Source organism: Nonomuraea sp. KM90 (assembly GCF_052246675.1).
In the GTDB taxonomy this organism is placed as follows: Bacteria; Actinomycetota; Actinomycetes; order Streptosporangiales; family Streptosporangiaceae; genus Nonomuraea.
The window spans coordinates 12,837-29,595 of the sequence record NZ_JBQQCB010000067.1 but is presented as its reverse complement, the minus strand read 5'-3'; the positions used below and the strand labels follow the sequence as shown (position 1 = coordinate 29,595).

Sequence of the window (16,759 nt, the reverse complement as noted above, 5' to 3'; positions counted from 1 at the left end):
TTCTAGTTCATGACAACCAAGGGAACCGCTCTCGTGACCGGCGCCTCCTCCGGCATCGGCGCGGAGTTCGCCCGGCAGCTGGCCGCCCAGGGCCACGACCTGGTGCTGGTCGCCAGGTCCGCGCCGGCCCTCGAAGCGCTCGCCGACGGCCTGCGCGCCCGCTACGACGTGCGCGCGGACGTGATCGTCCAGGACCTGTCGGCGCCCGACGCGGCCACGCGGGTCGCGGGGGAGTGCGCCGCCCGCGGCATCACGGTCGAGCTGCTGGTCAACAACGCCGGCTTCGGCACGGCGGGCCAGTTCGCCCGGATCGCGCCCGAGCGCGAGCACGACGAGCTCATGGTCAACGTCGTCGCGCTGGTGGGCCTGACGCACGCGTTCCTGCCGGGGATGCTCGACCGGGTCGCGGGCGGGGTGATCAACGTGGGCTCCACGGCCGGCTTCAACATCACCCCGTACTTCGCGACGTACGGCGCGTCCAAGACGTTCGTCCTCAACTTCAGCCTGGCCCTGTGGAGCGAGCTGCGCGGCCGCGGGGTGAAGGTCCTCGCCGTCACGCCCGGCCCGGTCGAGACGGCCTTCTTCGACCGGATCGGCACCCGCAAGGCCGCCATCGGGGCCAGGATCGCCACCCCGGAGTCCGTCGTCGCCTCCGCCTTGCGGGCATACGAGAGCGACCGGGGTTACGTGGTCCCCGGTCGCGGCAATCTCGCGATGGCCCACCTCATGCCGCGCCGGCCGCGCAAGCTCATCGCCCTCATCGGCCGGCTGGTCACGCGGCAGGTGGCGGACGAGCTCACGCCCAGCGTGGCTCGCTGACGGAGGGGTAGGCGGGGGCGCGGGTCAGCATGGCCTGGGCGACGCTCGCCTTGATCAGCGCCGCGCCGCGCACGACCGGCACCAGCGTCAGCGCGAACAGCACGCCGACCAGGGTGTTGAAGCCGACGAACGCCAGGTCGCCGTCCCCGAGCCCGAGCAGGGCCGGCCATCCGCCGTCCACCTCCGGGATGCGGGCCAGGACCCAGCCGTAGATCGGGAAGGTCAGGCCGGCGATCGCGCCCGCCCACCACACGGCGGTGACGACGGCGGCGGCCAGCGCGATCGGGAAGGCGACGATGCCGTGCAGCAGGTCCAGCCATGCCTGGCCGCTGGTCAGCGGGTTCATCACGCGGCGGAACCAGCCCGCGCCGGCGGGGGTGGTCCCGTAGTGGGGGCGGGCGACGGGCCGGTCGAGCACGTCGGGGAGCGCGACCCGTTCGAAGTCGGCCAGGTTCCTAGCCATGAGGGCGGTGCCGGCCAGGATGGGCAGGCCGACGAACGCGACCGCGCTGCCCAGCCCGGCCGAGACCCCGGCCACGACCACGGTGAAGTGGGCGACGGCCGTGGGCAGGCCGAGCAGGGTGTAGCGGGTGTCGGTGGCGAGGCGGCGCCGGAGGGTTCTCATGGGAAGAACGCTACGAGCCGGGCCCGCGCCGATCGACCCTGCTCGCGGCCCTATGGAGGGTAGGGCCAGCCCTACCGGAACCCGCGCTCGGCGCGGTCGTTCCGGAAGGCGTCCAGCCGGTCGAAGTCGAGGTCGTGGGCCGAGACGGGCGCGTCGGGCGGGCCGGTGAAGAAGCCGGAGTGCGTCTCGGGGCACGGGTTGGCCAATCCGGTGACCCCGGCGCAGGGGTGGCCGCGGTAGGTGGTCTCGTGGTGCCAGTCGCTGACCGCCACGTACGTCATGAACTCGTACGCCCGCGCCACGCTCATGTGCTGCCATAACTCCCGGGCCGGGGCAGGGCCGTCCCAGCGGGTGACGGAGAAGGCGGGCACCAGGACCGCGTCGAGCGCGTCGTGCCCGGCCAGGCTCGCCGAATACCACAGGTCCGCGCAGAGCAGCACGCGCAGGCGGCGGCCGGCCAGCTCGAAGCCGCCGCTCGGCCGGCCGGGGCGGACGCCGGAGCGCAGCTCCAGCCCGTACGGGTGCACCTTGTCGTACTCCAGCAGCAGCGTGCCCCCGGCGTCGAACACCGCGCCCCGGTTGACCGCGCCGTCGTAGTGGGAGCCGCCGACGACCGCCGTCCCCGACCCCACGGCCAGGGCGCGCACCCTGGCCAGGTAGTCGGCGCGGGGCAGGCTGGAGCCCGCGAGCTCGGGCAGCAGGACGACGTCCGCGGACGGGCCGGGCAGCAGCTCTTCGACGGCGTCGAAGTTGGCGTGGCCGTCGGGGGACCAGTGAGGGGGCTGAACCAGGAGGATCTTCACGTGTCTACTGTGACCCCGTGCGCGTGGAGCGCGGTCATCTCCTCGGGGCGCACGGGCTCCTGGCAGCGCGCGCACACCGTGACCGGCTCCAGGACCTCGCCGCAGGAGTGGGCCCAGACCGTGGGCGGCTCGCCCTCGGTGACGTAGCGGTCGCCCCAGGCCATCAGCGTCAGCAGCACCGAGTGCAGCGCCTGGCCGGGCTCGGTCAGCACGTATTCGTAGCGCGGCGGGTGGGATTCGTACTGGTGGCGCTCCAGCAGCCCGGCCTCCTCCAGCTTGCGCAGCCGCGCGGTGAGGATGTCGCGGCTGGCGCCGGTGTTGCGGGCGATCTGGTCGAAGCGCCGCACGCCCAGGAAGATCTCCCGCAGGGCCAGCAGGCTCCACCGCTCGCCGACGACCGCCAGCGCGTTGGCGATCGAGCATTCCCTGGGCATGACGGCGCCTCCTAAGTCCAGATTTCCAACTTACCGGCTGCCGGGGATCGCCGCGAGCAGCTCGCGGGTGTAGTCGTCCGACGGGTGGTCGAAGATCTCCTCCGCCGTGCCGCTCTCCACGATCCGCCCGGCGCGCATGACGTGCACCGCGTGGGAGATCATCCGGACCACGGCCAGGTCGTGGCTGATGAACAGGTAGCTGAGCCCCAGCTCCCGCTGCAGCCCGGCGAGCAGCTCCAGGATCTGCGCCTGCACCAGCACGTCCAGCGCGGAGACGGCCTCGTCGAGCACGACCAGCTCGGGCGACAGGGCCAGGGCGCGGGCGATGGCCACCCGCTGGCGCTGGCCGCCGGACAGCTCGTGCGGCAGCCGCTCGGCCATCGACGCGGGCAGCGACACCTTGTCCAGCAGCTCGGCGGCCGTCTTCCGCCGCTCGGCCGGGGTGCCGACGCGGTGCACGCGCAGCGGCTCGGTGATCGACTTCTCCACCGTGTAGCGGGGGTCGAGGGAGGCGTACGGGTTCTGGAAGACCGGCTGCACCCTCCTGCGGAAGGCGAACAGCTCCCGCCTGCCGAGCGCGGTCAGGTCCGTGCCGTCGAAGCGGATGCTGCCCGAGGTCAGGTCGTCCAGGCCGAGCAGCAGGTTCGCGGTCGTCGACTTGCCGGAGCCGGACTCGCCCACGATCGAGACGGTACGCCCGCGCGGCACGCTGAACGACACCCCGTCCACCGCCGTGAACTCCTCGCCGGTGCCCCTGCCCGGGAACACCTTGCGCAGGCCGTCCACCACGACCAGCGGCTCGCCGGAGTCGCCGGGCGGCTCGCTCACGCGTACCGACGACAGGCTCGGCACGGCCTTCAGCAGCCGGCGCGTGTACTCGTGCCCGGGATCGGCCAGGATCCCGGCCGCCGGCCCCGTCTCCACGATCTCGCCCTGGTACATGACGGCCACCACGTCGGCCCGCTCCGCCGCCAGCGCCAGGTCGTGCGTGATGAGGAAGACGGCCGTGCCCATCTCGGCGGTGAGCTGCTCCAGCTGGTCGAGGATGCGCCGCTGCACGGTCACGTCGAGCGCGGAGGTCGGCTCGTCGGCGATGAGCAGCTTCGGCCGGCAGGCCAGTCCCATGGCGATCAGCGCGCGCTGCCGCATGCCGCCGGAGAACTCGTGCGGGTACTGGGCGACCCGCCGCGCCGGGTCCGGGATGCCCACCATGTCCAGCAGCTCCACCACGCGGGCTCGCGCGGCCCGGCCGGTGGCGACCCCGTGCACCTCCAGCGCCTCGGCGATCTGGTCGCCGATGCGCATGAGCGGGTTGAGGTTCGACATCGGGTCCTGCGGGACCAGGCCGATGCCCGCGCCGCGGATCGCGGTCATCTCGCGCTCGCTCGCCGTCGCCAGGTCGCGCCCGTCGAACAGCACCTGCCCGCCGGTGATGCGGCCGTTGTCGGGCAGCAGCCGGTTGACCGCGGCCGCCGTGGTCGACTTGCCCGAGCCGGACTCGCCGACCACGGCGACGGTCTGGCCGGGCAGGATCTCCATCGAGACGTTCCTGACGACGGTGACGTCCTGCTTGCGGGTGCGGAAGGCGACCGAGAGGTCTCGGATCTCCAGGAGCGGGGTCATGCGGTCCTCGATCGGTGTTCGGTGGCCTGCAGCAGGTCGTGCCAGAGGGCGTCGGTGGGCGTCGGGGCGCCCTCGACGAGCAGGCGGTTGCTCGCCAGGGCCAGGGCGATGTCGCGGCCGGGCACGAAGCCGACCGCGCAGCCGACGTAGCCGGGGTGGCCGAGGACGGTGACGGTCTCGCCGGGCAGCTCCAGCGCGTACCTGCGGAAGCCGAGCGCCTGCTCGGGGTCGGGGCCGGGGGCGAAGAACTCCCGTACGACCTCGGGCCGCCACAGGTGGTCGTACTCCTCGTACCTGGACAGCGCGGTGGCGTAGCGCAGCAGGTCGGGCACCGTCGAGAACAGGCCCGCGTGCCCGGAGACGCCGTCGAAGGCGTGGTGGGCGTTGCCGTCGGCGACCTGGCCGATCACCGGTTCGGCGCGCCAGCGGGCGAAGTCCGTGCTGCGGTAGGGGACCGGGTACGGCCGCCCGGTGTCGAGCATGGTCATCTCGACCCGGTCGTCCAGGGCGCCCATGGCCACCTCGGAGCCGGCCGGGCCGGCGTACGTGGTCGAGGTGAGGCCGAGCGGCCGGGTGACCAGCTCGGCCAGCGCGCGGTCCAGGCGCAGCCCGGTGACCGCCGCGACGATCCGGCCGAGCAGCACGAAGCCGAGGTCGGAGTAGTGCCGGGCGCGGCCGGGCCGGTAGCGGGGCGGCGGCAGCTGCGCCTGGATGTACAGCGGCCACCACTCCCATAGCCCGCCCCGGTGCAGGAGCAGGTCCCGCACGGTGATCGCCTCGTACGACCGCGGCAGGTACGCGCTCAGCGGCGCGTCCAGGTCCACGAGCCGGTCGGACACCAGGCGGATGAGCATCGTGGTCGTGGCCACGACCTTCGTGACCGAGGCGAGGTCGTGGTAGGTGTCCATGGTCATGGGCGCCGCCCCGGCGAGCCCGTCCTCCTCCTGGCGCACGGTGCGGTGCCCGGCGCACTCGGTGAGGTCGAACCAGGGCGTGCGGGCCGCCATGACCAGGCCCGGCGGCGGAGCGGGCGGCGGGGTGGCCGGCGACGTCATCGGGTCAGCACCAGGGACCGCGGCGGCTCGGCGGCGGGGGCGGGCAGGACCAGCGGTCCGGCGCCCGGGGTCAGCGTGCCGAGGATGCGGGCGGCGTGAGCGCCCGTCCCGCCGGGCACGGTGCCGGGCAGGCCGTGCGCGGTCAGCCAGCCGATCAGGGCGAACGCGATCGCCTCCTTGTCGTCGGCGGGCGCGCCGTAGTCGTCGGACGGCGCCACCCGCACGCCGGGCAGCGCCGCCCGCAGCCCGTCCATGATCACGGGGTTGCGGCAGCCGCCGCCCGAGACGACCAGCGCGCTCACCCCGGCGGCCAGCACGTCCTGGGTGACCGTGCGCACGGTCAGCTCGGTCAGCGTCGCGACGAGGTCCGCGTCCCCGATCGTTCCCGTCCCGGCAGCCGCCTCCGCCGCGTCGCCGAGGCGCAGGCCCGCCTTCGCCAGGGCCGTCTCCACGTATTCCGGGTGGAACAGCTCCTTGCCGGTGCTCTTCGGCGCCGGCAGCCGGTAGTACGGCTCGTCCAGCAGCACCTCCAGCAGCCGCTCGGCCACCCGTCCGGAGGCGGCGATCCGGCCGTCCTCGTCGAAGCCCCGCGCGTTCAGCCCCCGGCCCGTCACCACCGCGTCGATCAGCGCGTTCGCCGGCCCGATGTCGTAGGCGTACAGCAGCGAGTCCCCGCGCACCACCGTCATGTTCGCGATGCCGCCCAGGTTGAGCGCCGCCGCCCCGCCGTCGTGCGCGCCGAGCAGCAGCCCGTCCAGCACCGACACCAGCGGCGCGCCGTGCCCGCCCGCCGTGATGTCCCTGATCCGCACGTCCGACAGCACCGGCGCACCCGTGCGCTCGGCGATCCACGCGGGCTGCCCGATCTGCAGCGTGCCGAGCGCGTGCGCGCCCTCCACCCAGTGGTAGACGGTCTGCCCGTGCGAGACGACCAGGTCCACCGGTCCGCCCGCCTCGATCGCCGCGGCCGCCGCCTCGGCGAAGCACTGCCCGATGATTGTGTCCAGCTCGCACACCTCGGCCAGCGTCGTGCGCGCCGGCGGCAGTGCCGCGATCAGCCGGGACCGCAGCCCGGCGGGGTACGGCGTGCTCGCCGTGTGCCCCACCCGGCCTTCGAGCACGCTCCCGACCGGCTCGAAGTCCACCACGGCCACGTCGATCCCGTCGTGCGAGGTGCCGGAGATCATCCCGAGAACCTTCATGCCCGCTCCCCGCGCTCTTCCAGTGCCGTCCGCAGCCGCCCGCCGGCCCTGGCCAGCCGGGCCGCCGCGTCCTGCGGTGACAGGTCGAAGCGCGAGGCCACGACCGCCTGCTTGACGTTGAAGCCGTTGGCGTCCAGGGCGGCCAGCGCCTCCTCGCGCCCGCTGCCGGTGATCGTCCGCACCATGCGCACGGCCCGCTCGCGCAGCTTGCCGTTGCTGGCCTTCACGTCGACCATGAGGTTCCCGTACGTCTTGCCGAGCCGCACCATCACGATCGTCGAGAACATGTTGAGCACGAGCTTCTGCGCCGTGCCCGCCTTGAGCCGGGTCGAGCCGCTGATCACCTCGGGCCCGACGAGCACCTCGATCGCGTGCTCGGCCGCCGCGCTCAGCGGCGTGCCCGCGTTGCACGACAACCCGACGGTCAGCGCGCCGCGCTCGCGCGCCCGCCGCACGGCCGCCAGCACGTACGGCGTGCGCCCGCTGGAGGCGACGCCCACCACGGTGTCCAGGGGCCCGATCCCGGCCTCGGCCACGCCCGCGGCCCCCGCCTCCTCGTCGTCCTCGGCCCCCTCGCAGGGGGACACGATCGCGCTCTCGCCGCCCGCGATGATCGCGAAGACCTGCTCGGGCGGCGTGGAGAACGTCGGCGGGCACTCGGAGGCGTCCAGCACCCCGAGCCGGCCCGGGGTGCCCGCGCCCACGTACACGAGCCGGCCGCCGGCCTCCATGCGCGCGGCGGCGGCCTCGATCGCCGTGGTGATGCTGGGCAGCGCCGCCGCGACGGCGGCGGGCACCGTGGCGTCGGCCGCGTTCATCGTCGCCGCCAGCTCCCCGACGCTCATCGCGTCGATGCCGGCGAAGCGCGGATCGGCCGACTCGGTCGTCAGCTCTGAGAGGTTGTTCACCGCTTTCCTCGGTTTCGGGGGTCGAGAGTGTCGCGCAGGCCGTCGCCGAGCAGGTTCAGTCCCACCACGAGCAGTACGACGACCGCGCCGGGCGCGATCAGCGTCCACGGGGCCACGAACACGAGGCTGCGCGCCTCGAAGATCATCGAGCCGAGCGACGGCGCCGGCGGCGGGGTGCCCAGGCCCAGGAAGCTCAGCGACGCCTCGGTCAGCACCGCCCACGACAGCGACAGCGCCACCTGGATGACGATGATCGAGGTGATGTTCGGCAGTACGTGACGCAGCATGATCTGCCCGCGACTCTGGCCGGTGGAGACGGCCGCCTTCACGTACTCGATCTCCCTGAGCGAGAGCACGGGCCCGCGGGTGACGCGGACGAAGATGGGGACGTACACGATGGCGATGGCCACGGCGATCGTGAACCAGTTGCGGTCCAGCACCGAGGCCAGCGACAGCGCCAGCAGCAGCGGCGGGAAGGCGAACAGCACGTTCGTCACCCCGCCGATCGCCCCGTCGGCCAGGCCCCGGTAGAAGCCGGACACCAGCCCGCCCAGCGTGCCCACCACGGTCGCGAACGCCACCGCGACGACCGCGATGAGCGCCGAGTTGCCCACCCCGGCCGCGACCCGGGAGAAGACGTCCCGGCCGAACTGGTCGGTGCCGAACAGGTGCTCGCCCGACGGCGACAGGAACCGCGAGGGCGGGTGCTGCGCGATCGGGTCGTACGGCAGCAGCCCCAGGTAGCCCAGCCCCGCCACCACGGCCAGCAGCACCAGGATCACGACGCCCGCCAGCCCCGCCGGGCTGCGCCGCAGCAGGGCGCTCATGAGGCCCTCACCCGCGGGTCGATGATCCGGTAGAGCATGTCGGTCAGCAGGTTCACCAGGACGAACGCCAGCGCGATCACCAGCACCGTGCTCTGCACGACCGCGTACTCCTTCTGCTGGATGCCCAGCAGCACCTGCCGTCCGATGCCGGGCACGGAGAAGATCTGCTCCACCACGACCGCCCCGCCCAGCAGGTAGCCGAACTGCAGGCCGGTCATGGTCACGATCGGCACCAGAGCGTTGCCGAGCACGTGTCTGACCTGCAGCCGCCGCTCCGGCACGCCCTTGGCGCGGGCGGTGCGGACGAAGTCGTTCGAGCGCACCTCCAGCACCGCCGTGCGGGTGGTGCGCAGGATCGGCGCCGCGATGCCGAAGCCCAGAACGAGCGCGGGCAGGAACATCTGCTGCAGGTTGAGCAGCGGGTTCTCGAAGAGTGGGGCGAAGCCCTGCCCGTTGGGGTTGAACCCGAACGACGCCGCGAAGACCGACAGCAGCGTCGTGGCCAGCAGGAACGCCGGGATCGACAACCCCGCCAGGCTCACGACCTGGCCGGCGGCGTCCCTGGCCGAGTTCGTCCGGGAGGCGGCCAGCATGCCGAGCGGCACCCCGATCAGCAGGGCCAGCACGATCGAGAACACCGCCAGCTCGAACGTCACCGGCAGCGCGTTCAGGGTCAGCTCCAGCACGCTCTGCTGGGAGCGGGCCGAGTAGCCGAAGTTCCCGGTGAACATGTTGCCCAGCCACGAGAAGAACTGCGTGACCAGCGGCTGGTCCAGGCCGTAGTACTGCTCCAGAGCCTGCCGCTGGGCCGGGGTGAGCGCGGCGGCCTCGGTGCCGAGGCCCGCCGTGATCTGGTTGCCGGGGACCGCGCGGAGCATCACGAAGACGAACACGGCCACCCCGAACAGGATGCCCAGCGTCTCGGCGACGCGCCGCACGACACGGTTGCGCAGGAACATCAGCCGACGGAGGTGGTGCGCAGGTACTGCAGCGAGCCGCTGGCCATCGGCACGAAGCCCTGCACGTTGGAGGTCGTGGCGGTGTAGGTGTAGCCGGCGAACAGCCAGATCCACGCCGCGTTGTCCTCCAGCTGGGCCGACACCTGGTCGTAGATGGCCTTGCGCTCGGCCTGGTCGGTCGTGGCCTTGCCCTCGGCGAACAGCTTGTCGAGCTCGGGGGAGCTGTAGCCGGCGACCTTGTTCAGGTTGCCCTTGCTGGTGAAGTAGCGGCCGTAGGAGCCGTCGGGGTCGGGACGGCCGCCGTTGAGCGCGACGGCCGCGTCGAAGTCGGCCGCCACCCAGCGGTCCACGAACGCGCCGGACTCCAGTACCTCCAGCTCCAGGTTGATCTTGGCCTCGGCCAGCTGGGCCTTGAGGTTCTGGGCCTCGTTGACGGAGGTGGCGTACTCGCCCTGGGACACGATGGTCTTGACCGTCACGCCGCCGGACTTGCCGGCCTTGCCGAGATACTCGGCCGCCTTGGCGAGGTCGCGGGTGGGGCACGGGCGCTTGTTCGGGTCCGACTTGAACGCCGGGGCGGTGATCGGGCCGGTCACCTCGCCCTCGCCGAGCGCCGCGGTGTCCATCACCTGCTTGCGGTCGATCGCGCACTGCACGGCCAGGCGCACGTTGACGTCCTTGAGGTCGCCGCGCTGCGCGTTCAGCTGCAGGACGTGGTAGTTGAGCTGCGGCGTCTTGGCGACGGTGATCGTGCCGCCGCCCCCGGCGGTCTGCGCGACGAGCGGGTCGTTGAAGACCGCGAGCTGGACGTTGCCCGACTGCATGGCCGAGACGATGGACGACTCGTCGGGGATCACCCGGAACTCGACCGAGCCGACCTTGGGCTTCTCGGCGCCCCAGTACTTGTCGTTCCTGGCCAGCGTGATCGACTGGCTGGGCACGCGCTTGCCCAGCGTGAACGGGCCGGTGCCGTTCGGCGTGGCGTTGAGCTTCTCCTCGGTGTCGTCGGAGGAGAGGATGGCCATGTTGACCGTGGCCAGGTTGGCGGGCAGCGCGGCGTCGGGGCCGGTCAGCTCCAGCACGACCGTGCCCGCGTCGGGTGCCTCGACGGACTTCACCGACGACAGCGAGGCCCTGGCCACGGCCGCCGTCTTCTCGTCCATGATCTTGTCGAGGGAGTCCTTGACGTCCTTGGAGTCGAAGGCGCTGCCGTCGGCGTAGGTCACGCCCTGGCGGAGCTTGAGCGTCAGCTTCTTCCCGTCCTGCGAGGTCTCCCACGACTCGGCCAGGCCGGGGACCACGTTGAGGTCCTTGTCGAACTCGGTGAGCGTGCCGTACAGGTTCTGCAGCACGTTGACGGCCTGGAACTGGGTGGCCTTCCAGGGGAAGAGCGTGTCCGGGTCGGAGGTCACGCCGACCACGAGCGTGCCGCCGGCCTGACCGGTGGAGCCGGTGCCGGCGGCGGGCCCAGGAGAGGAGGACGAGCAGCTGGTGAGGGCGAGGGAAAGCGCAGCGGCGAGGCCGGCCGCGGAGACGGCGCCACGGGGCATGTGGTCTCCTCTGGGCAGTAGGTCATAAAATTACGCAGACCATACCACCAGGGTATTTTCTTTCCATCAACCGGGATGGGTGACGATGGCCGAGGACGCCGAGACCCTGCTGATCCGCATCCGTGCCGCCATGCCCGCGCTGCGGCCGTCGGAGCGGCGCATCGCCGAGGTGTTCACCGGCGATCCGGCCGCGGTGGCGAACCTGTCCATCGCCGAGCTGGCCGCCCGCTGCGAGACCTCCACGACGTCGGTGGTGCGCTTCTACCGGCGCATGGGCTACGCCCACTACATGGACTTCAGGATCGACCTGACCAGGGCGGTGGCCAGGGAGGAGCACGCCAGGTCGAGCCTGCCCGAGGTGTCGGGCGACATCGACCGGAACGACAGCCTGGAGGGCATCGTCTCCAAGGTCGCGATGAACGAGACGCTGTCCATCGCCGACACGGCCCGCTCGCTGGACATGGAGGCGCTGGGCGAGGCGGTGCTGCTGCTGCTGGCCGCCCGCCGGATCGACACCTTCGGCGTGGGGGCGAGCGCGCTGGTGGGGCTCGACCTGCAGCAGAAGCTGTCGCGCATCGGGCGTACCGCGATCAACTGGCACGACTCCCACTCGGCCTGGACCTCGGCGGCCACGCTGAAGTACGGCTGCGTGGCGGTGGCCGTCTCGCACACCGGGGCCACCGTGGACACGGTCGAGTTCCTGTCCATCGCCCGCAAGTCGGGGGCCGCGACGGTCGCGATCACGAACTTCAGCGACTCGCCGCTGGCCCGCACGGCCGACGTGACGCTCACGACGGCCGCGCGGGAGACCAAGTTCCGCTCGGGCGCGCTGGGCAGCCGCATCGCCCAGCTCATGGTCGTGGACTGCCTGTTCACGGCGGTCGCGCAGGCCTCCTACGACGAGTCGATGGAGGCGCTGCGCAACACGTACGCGGTCGTGCACGACCGCGTCGTCAAGCGGGTCTAGCCGTGTTCCGGTCGCGTTCTAGGCGGGGCGCTGGACCGTCTCGCAGTCCACGCTGACGTTGTCGCCCGCCCCGGGGTCGGCGAGCGCCAGGTCGGTGCCCTCGCCGCACGACGACAGGTGATCGGAGACGTTGTCCCGCAGGTCGATCACGTCGTTGCCGCGGCCCGCCGACAGGGTGTCCCGGCCGTTGCCGCCGGTGAGCCTGTTGTTCTGCGCGTCGCCGGTCAGCGTGTCGCCGAAGGAGCCGCCGACCAGGTTCTCGGTCTGGACGTTGTCCTTGTCGGCTGGGCGGGAACCGTCGGCCTCGCGCCCGTCGTTTCCGGCGAAGTCCAGGCTCACCCGGACGCCGGTGGTCCCGTTCGGGCCGGTGGCCGGCACGCCGGAGTAGTCCGCGGTGTCCTCGCCGGCGCCGCCGGCATACAAGATCTGGCTGGTCGCCGCGCCCACGGTGCCCTTGGACCGGCTGGGACGGAAGACGTCGTCGCCGCCGTCGCCCTCGACGGTGCCCGCCAGCGGGACCTGCGTGACGAACCTGTCGGCGCCCTCGCCCAGCCGGGCGGCGATCCTGGTGATGCCGACGGAGCAGCGCACGGTGGTGAGGTCGCCGGGGGCCGAGACGCAGCCGGCGCCGGGCGTGATGTTCACCGAGTCGCTGATCCGCAGCGCGTTGGTGCCCGACTCGAGCGTGATCAGGACGTTGTTGGCGTCGGCGGAGCCGGTGTAGTCGAGCTGTAACAGGCCGCCGGTCACCACCCGTACCGACGCGGACGAGGTGCCGGCCGCGGCGTGTCCGGTCGCGGGGAGCGCGGCGAGCGCTCCCACGGCGAGGCCGCCGAGTAGAGAAAGGTGCAGGGCTCGGCGCTTGAGCGTGCGCATGATTCCTCCTATGGAGAGGTTGAATGATTGACGGCTCCATAGTGGTGTGGAACTTTGTTCTGCTCTGCGTCTTTGTGCACGGATGATCTGTCTTCCTCGCAACATCTTCACAGCCGCGATTCACCTGGGGTTCACTGGCCCGCTCTACCTTGTAGGCCCATGAGCTGGAGGTACCGGGCCAACGCGACTCTTGAGGGCCTGACGGGATACACATTGACGCGGCGGCTGCGCAAGGAGCCCCCGAAACCGCCGCCACCGCCCAAGGTGCCGCTGGAGTTGCAGCGGCTGCCCGGGGACACGGTGCGGCCGCCCACGGACCCGGAGCACGACCGGCTGCTGCGCGAGCCCGTCTTCCTGCTGTCGTCGGTACGGTCGGGCTCCACGCTGCTGCGCGTCATGCTCAACAGCCACTCGCAGATCCACTCGCCGATCGAGACGCACTTCCGGCGGGTGACCGTCGGCCTGGGCACCGACCCCGTACGCCAGGCCATGGAGCTGCTCGGCCACACCCACAGCGACATCGAGCACCTCGTGTGGGACCGGCTGCTGCACCGCGAGCTGACCCGCAGCGGCAAGCCGATCATGGCCGAGAAGACGCCCAGCAACGTCTTCGCCTGGCGGCGCATCTCGACCTGCTGGCCGGACGCGCGCTTCATCTTCCTGCTGCGCCACCCGATGTCGATCGTGCAGTCCTGGCACGAGGCCGACCCGGTCAAGCGGCCCATGGAGGAGGCCGTGCCGCGCACGCTGAGCTACATGACCTACCTGGAGGAGGCGCGTACCCACCTGGAGGGCCTGACCCTGCGCTACGAGGAGCTGGTCGCCGACCCCGAGGCCCAGCTGCGCAGGCTGTGCCTGTTCCTGGGCGTGGAGTTCGAGCCCGTCATGCTCAACTACGGCAAGAAGGACCACGGCGGCTTCGTCAAGGGCATCGGCGACTGGCGGGACAAGATCCGCACCGGCACGGTCGTCGCCGGACGTCCCCTGCCCGCACCCGAGGAGATCCCCGCCGAGCTGCACGACATCTGCCGGACGTGGGACTATCTCCGGTGACAAGGGTCTCACCCCGGTGGTGGCCGGTATGTGACAGAGTTCGCTCGCGATTTGCCCGCCATTCGCCCGGGGCTCCGATATGTTGCCCTTCGTGATCAACGGGCCCTCTCGCCGAGCCTTATTCGCCGGTACCCTCGCCGGCCTCACCCTGCCCGCGGTAACCCCCGCGGGCGCCGAGGCCTCCGCCCGCGGCAACCTGCCCGCGCGGCCGAACATCCTGCTCATCCTGGCCGACGACCTGGGATGGGGTGAGATCGGCAGCAACGGGCAGCGCATGATCCGGACCCCGAACCTGGACCGGCTGGCGGCCGAGGGCGTGCAGTTCAAGGCCGCGTACGCGGGGGCGCCGCTCTGCGCGCCGTCGCGCTGCGCGCTGCTCACCGGGCTGCACGCCGGGCACAGCACCGTGCGGGAGAACCCGGAGGGCGGGCCGCAGCACGCGCTCACCGACGCCGACCTGACGTTCGCCGAGCTGCTGCGGCTGTCCGGCTACCGTACGGCCTGCATCGGCAAGTGGGGCTTCGGCCCCGAGGAGCCCGGCCAGGACTCCCACCCGAACGCGCGCGGCTTCGACGAGTTCTTCGGCTACATCGGCCACGCCCACGCCCACCATTACTTCCCGAAATACCTCTGGCACAACGGGAAGAAGGTGCAGCTCGACGGCACGTCGTACGCGCCGCACCTGTTCCGGCAGCGGGCCGTCGAGTTCATCAACGCCGACAGCGAGGACCCGTTCCTGCTGTACTACGCCAGCAACCTGCCCCACTCGCCGAGTGTGATCCCCGGCGACGCCGGCCCGTACGAGGACAAACCCTGGAGCGGCCCGAACCGCCGCCACGCCGCGCAGGTGGCCCGGCTCGACACCGACGTCGCCGCACTGGTCAGGGCGCTGCGCGACTCGGGCCGGGCCAAGGACACCCTCGTGCTGTTCACCAGCGACAACGGCCCGCACCGGGAGAAGGGCGTGACGCCCTGGCTGTTCGACTCCAACGGCCCCTTCCGTGCCGACAAGCGCGACGTGTACGAGGGCGGCATCCGCGTCCCGATGATCGCCTGGTCGCCCGGACTGCGACCCCGGGTGGAGCGGCAGCCGGTGGCGTTCTGGGACGTCCTGCCGACGTTCGGGGACCTGGCCGGGGTGCCGCTGCCCGCGCACCTCGACGGCCGCTCCTTCCGCGGCCTGCTCACCGGCGAGGGCGCCCCCAAGCACGACCACCTGGTGTGGAACCGGCCGCGCAAGGCCCAGGCCATCCGCCGGGGCCGGTGGAAGGTGGTCAGGCTGGCGCCCAACATCGCCGGCGCCGGGCCCGAGGGCCGGGTCGAGCTGTACGACCTGCTCGACGACCCCGGGGAGCAGCGGGACCTGGCCGCCGCCCGGCCCGCCCTGACCCAGGAGCTGGTGGACCGGCTCGACCGCTCGATCGGGCCCGACCCGCGCATCCCGTACGGGCTGCGGACGGAGCTCCAGGGCGGCCAGGTCGTGGTGACCCTGCACAACGGCTCCTCCGTGCCCTGGCGCCGGGTCCAGCTCGGTCTCGACGGGCAACGCCGGACGCGGGCGCACACCGTCGAGCGGGTGGACCCGGGGACGGCCATCGCGGTCGGCTTCCCGGCGCCGTCCGGCCGCATCACGGCGCGGGCCGCCTTCGAGGCGGACGGCAGGTCGCACGTCTTCCGCCGGGCCCACACGGGCGGGGAGCGCCCGCTCACGCTGCGCTCCGTCGGCTGAGCCGGGGCGTCAGGGGGTCATGCGCGTGACCCCCTGCGCCACTGCTTCCAGCTCATCTGCCAGAAGCCCCAGCCGTTGTCCCACTCCAGCCGCCGGTCCGTGCCGGTGATCTGCACCACGTCACCCCGCCTGGTGCGCTCGTAGAACCAGGCGGCGTGGCGCGGGCTGACGTTCACGCACCCGTGGCTGACGTTGGCCCGGCCCTGCGAGCCGACCGACCACGGCGCGCTGTGCACGAACTCGCCGCTGTCGGAGATCCGCACCGCGTCGTCCACCACGGTCTCGTAGTATCCCGCCTGGCCCGGCGCCCGGCCCGGAGAGGTCATGACCTCCGGGTCGGTCTTGGCCATGGTCAGGTGGACCCCGCTGGTCGTCGTGTACTCGCGGGTGGCGCCGTTGCCCGCGCTGATCGGGATCGTGCGCACCTTCTCGCCGTCCCGCCGGACGACCATGGTGTGCTCGTCCACGTCCACCGTGCTGATCCGGGCCGCGCCGATCTCGAACGTGGTGCGGTGCCCCTTGACGCCGTACACGTTCCTGCCGGCCCGTACCCCGGTCAGGCGGGCCTCGAAGGTCACCTTCTGGTGCGCCTTCCAGTACGTACGGGTGCGGTAGACCGCGGTCCGGTCGTCGAGCCAGCGCCAGGCGCCCTCGGACCGCTTGCCCGACTCCACCACCAGCGCCCGCTCCACGGCGGCCTTGTCGGCCACGTCCCGGTTGAACGTCACGATGACCGGCATCCCCACCCCGACCTTCTCGCCCCGCTCCGGCGTCACGTCCTCGACCTCGATCGTCCTGGCGGGCTTCAGCGTCCGGAACCGGCTGGTCGCGGTCGCCGCCGTGCCGCCCGCCCCGGTGGCCGCCGCGGCGACGGTGAAGGACCTGGCGGGGGCGAGCGCGCGGTCGGACGTCCACTCCGTACGGGCGGCGTTGAAGCGCCCCTTCACGCCCTTGACCGTGACCTCCGTGAGCGTCCCGCCCGACACCCGCACGGTGACGCCCCGCTCGGGCCGCACGTTCCGGCCGCCGTCGGCGGGCGTGATCTCGATCACCGGCGGCGCGGCCGCGGGCGGCGGCCCCGCGACGGGGACCGCGGGCGGCTTGCCGGGCCGGTCCAGGGCCAGGACCACCGCCGTGGTCAGCAGCATCACGGCAGTAAGGATCACGAAATATCGCAACAACCGGCGGATCATGACCAGAGCCTGGCGAGGGCCCTGTTTCCCCGGCGTTAGCGGCGGCTCGCATGGAAGCGTCACCCCGGCGGCACGTCACCCTAGTAACAACGAGTAATGACATCGCTACTGAAAGTTGACATTCTGATATCCAGGA

The 16,759-nt window shown here is 72.1% G+C and carries 16 protein-coding genes; 4 read left to right on the top strand and 12 right to left on the bottom strand.

Annotated features, from left to right (window positions below; all coding sequences use genetic code 11):
* Positions 1 to 9 precede the first annotated feature (9 nt).
* A complete protein-coding gene (locus ACTWPW_RS41060; RefSeq protein WP_443171856.1) occupies positions 10 to 819 on the top strand; it encodes an SDR family NAD(P)-dependent oxidoreductase in 810 nt (269 codons plus the stop codon).
* Here the strand turns inward: ACTWPW_RS41060 and ACTWPW_RS41055 are convergent.
* From ACTWPW_RS41055 to ACTWPW_RS41010, 10 genes are all read right to left on the bottom strand, one after another.
* On the bottom strand, positions 797 to 1,444 hold the full coding sequence (locus ACTWPW_RS41055; RefSeq protein WP_375110173.1) for a sensor domain-containing protein: 648 nt from the start codon (positions 1,442 to 1,444) through the stop codon (positions 797 to 799). The genes ACTWPW_RS41060 and ACTWPW_RS41055 overlap by 23 nt on opposite strands.
* A gap of 71 nt (positions 1,445 to 1,515) precedes the next feature.
* Entirely contained in the window at positions 1,516 to 2,247 is a 732-nt protein-coding gene (locus tag ACTWPW_RS41050; protein WP_443171855.1) for a carbon-nitrogen hydrolase family protein, read from the bottom strand.
* A complete protein-coding gene (locus tag ACTWPW_RS41045) occupies positions 2,244 to 2,681 on the bottom strand; it encodes a winged helix-turn-helix transcriptional regulator (RefSeq protein WP_443171854.1) in 438 nt (145 codons plus the stop codon). Before ACTWPW_RS41045 ends, ACTWPW_RS41050 begins: the two co-directional genes overlap by 4 nt.
* A gap of 30 nt (positions 2,682 to 2,711) precedes the next feature.
* The gene (locus tag ACTWPW_RS41040) at positions 2,712 to 4,304 is read right to left on the bottom strand and encodes an ABC transporter ATP-binding protein (RefSeq protein WP_375110176.1); all 1,593 of its coding nucleotides are present in this window, start codon (positions 4,302 to 4,304) and stop codon (positions 2,712 to 2,714) included.
* Entirely contained in the window at positions 4,301 to 5,359 is a 1,059-nt protein-coding gene (locus tag ACTWPW_RS41035) for a serine hydrolase domain-containing protein (protein WP_375110177.1), read from the bottom strand. Before ACTWPW_RS41035 ends, ACTWPW_RS41040 begins: the two co-directional genes overlap by 4 nt.
* Positions 5,356 to 6,561, bottom strand: a complete 1,206-nt coding sequence (locus tag ACTWPW_RS41030; RefSeq protein ID WP_443171853.1) for an anhydro-N-acetylmuramic acid kinase — start codon at positions 6,559 to 6,561, stop codon at positions 5,356 to 5,358. The genes ACTWPW_RS41035 and ACTWPW_RS41030 overlap by 4 nt, the downstream gene beginning before the upstream one ends.
* Complete coding sequence (murQ, locus tag ACTWPW_RS41025; protein WP_375110179.1) at positions 6,558 to 7,469, bottom strand: N-acetylmuramic acid 6-phosphate etherase; 912 nt, start codon at positions 7,467 to 7,469, stop codon at positions 6,558 to 6,560. Before murQ ends, ACTWPW_RS41030 begins: the two co-directional genes overlap by 4 nt.
* Positions 7,466 to 8,296: an ABC transporter permease gene (locus tag ACTWPW_RS41020; protein WP_364116660.1), complete on the bottom strand. Its 831-nt coding sequence runs from the start codon at positions 8,294 to 8,296 to the stop codon at positions 7,466 to 7,468. Before ACTWPW_RS41020 ends, murQ begins: the two co-directional genes overlap by 4 nt.
* Positions 8,293 to 9,255: an ABC transporter permease gene (locus ACTWPW_RS41015; RefSeq protein ID WP_443171852.1), complete on the bottom strand. Its 963-nt coding sequence runs from the start codon at positions 9,253 to 9,255 to the stop codon at positions 8,293 to 8,295. The genes ACTWPW_RS41020 and ACTWPW_RS41015 overlap by 4 nt, the downstream gene beginning before the upstream one ends.
* Complete coding sequence (locus ACTWPW_RS41010; protein WP_443171851.1) at positions 9,255 to 10,805, bottom strand: ABC transporter substrate-binding protein; 1,551 nt, start codon at positions 10,803 to 10,805, stop codon at positions 9,255 to 9,257. Before ACTWPW_RS41010 ends, ACTWPW_RS41015 begins: the two co-directional genes overlap by 1 nt.
* Positions 10,806 to 10,890: 85 nt before the next feature.
* Between ACTWPW_RS41010 and ACTWPW_RS41005 the strand changes: the two genes are divergently transcribed.
* Positions 10,891 to 11,772 (top strand): MurR/RpiR family transcriptional regulator, encoded by an 882-nt coding sequence (locus ACTWPW_RS41005; protein ID WP_443171850.1) that lies wholly within the window; start codon positions 10,891 to 10,893, stop codon positions 11,770 to 11,772.
* A gap of 18 nt (positions 11,773 to 11,790) precedes the next feature.
* Here the strand turns inward: ACTWPW_RS41005 and ACTWPW_RS41000 are convergent, their stop codons facing one another.
* Entirely contained in the window at positions 11,791 to 12,648 is an 858-nt protein-coding gene (locus ACTWPW_RS41000; RefSeq protein WP_443171849.1) for a hypothetical protein, read from the bottom strand.
* 159 nt (positions 12,649 to 12,807) lie between these two features.
* On the opposite strand from ACTWPW_RS41000, the gene ACTWPW_RS40995 reads away from it, so the two are divergent.
* On the top strand, positions 12,808 to 13,701 hold the full coding sequence (locus ACTWPW_RS40995) for a sulfotransferase family protein (protein WP_443171848.1): 894 nt from the start codon (positions 12,808 to 12,810) through the stop codon (positions 13,699 to 13,701).
* Between the two features lie 91 nt (positions 13,702 to 13,792).
* The gene (locus tag ACTWPW_RS40990; RefSeq protein ID WP_443171847.1) at positions 13,793 to 15,430 is read left to right on the top strand and encodes an arylsulfatase; all 1,638 of its coding nucleotides are present in this window, start codon (positions 13,793 to 13,795) and stop codon (positions 15,428 to 15,430) included.
* A gap of 17 nt (positions 15,431 to 15,447) precedes the next feature.
* Here the strand turns inward: ACTWPW_RS40990 and ACTWPW_RS40985 are convergent, their stop codons facing one another.
* Positions 15,448 to 16,623, bottom strand: coding sequence for an Ig-like domain-containing protein (locus tag ACTWPW_RS40985; RefSeq protein ID WP_443171846.1), 1,176 nt, complete (start codon positions 16,621 to 16,623; stop codon positions 15,448 to 15,450).
* Between the last annotated feature and the right edge of the window lie 136 nt (positions 16,624 to 16,759).

Excerpts from the sequence above, each read along its gene's own strand:
- ACTWPW_RS40995 (WP_443171848.1), top strand. The coding sequence starts at position 12,808 with ATGAGCTGGAGGTACCGGGCCAACGCGACTCTTGAGGGCCTGACGGGA.
- ACTWPW_RS40985 (WP_443171846.1), bottom strand. The coding sequence starts at position 16,623 with ATGATCCGCCGGTTGTTGCGATATTTCGTGATCCTTACTGCCGTGATG.
- ACTWPW_RS41035 (WP_375110177.1), bottom strand. The coding sequence starts at position 5,359 with ATGACGTCGCCGGCCACCCCGCCGCCCGCTCCGCCGCCGGGCCTGGTC.
- ACTWPW_RS41000 (WP_443171849.1), bottom strand. The coding sequence starts at position 12,648 with ATGCGCACGCTCAAGCGCCGAGCCCTGCACCTTTCTCTACTCGGCGGC.
- ACTWPW_RS41005 (WP_443171850.1), top strand. The coding sequence starts at position 10,891 with ATGGCCGAGGACGCCGAGACCCTGCTGATCCGCATCCGTGCCGCCATG.
- ACTWPW_RS41015 (WP_443171852.1), bottom strand. The coding sequence starts at position 9,255 with ATGTTCCTGCGCAACCGTGTCGTGCGGCGCGTCGCCGAGACGCTGGGC.
- ACTWPW_RS41060 (WP_443171856.1), top strand. The coding sequence starts at position 10 with ATGACAACCAAGGGAACCGCTCTCGTGACCGGCGCCTCCTCCGGCATC.
- ACTWPW_RS41055 (WP_375110173.1), bottom strand. The coding sequence starts at position 1,444 with ATGAGAACCCTCCGGCGCCGCCTCGCCACCGACACCCGCTACACCCTG.
- ACTWPW_RS41020 (WP_364116660.1), bottom strand. The coding sequence starts at position 8,296 with ATGAGCGCCCTGCTGCGGCGCAGCCCGGCGGGGCTGGCGGGCGTCGTG.
- ACTWPW_RS41010 (WP_443171851.1), bottom strand. The coding sequence starts at position 10,805 with ATGCCCCGTGGCGCCGTCTCCGCGGCCGGCCTCGCCGCTGCGCTTTCC.
- ACTWPW_RS41040 (WP_375110176.1), bottom strand. The coding sequence starts at position 4,304 with ATGACCCCGCTCCTGGAGATCCGAGACCTCTCGGTCGCCTTCCGCACC.
- ACTWPW_RS41045 (WP_443171854.1), bottom strand. The coding sequence starts at position 2,681 with ATGCCCAGGGAATGCTCGATCGCCAACGCGCTGGCGGTCGTCGGCGAG.
- ACTWPW_RS41030 (WP_443171853.1), bottom strand. The coding sequence starts at position 6,561 with ATGAAGGTTCTCGGGATGATCTCCGGCACCTCGCACGACGGGATCGAC.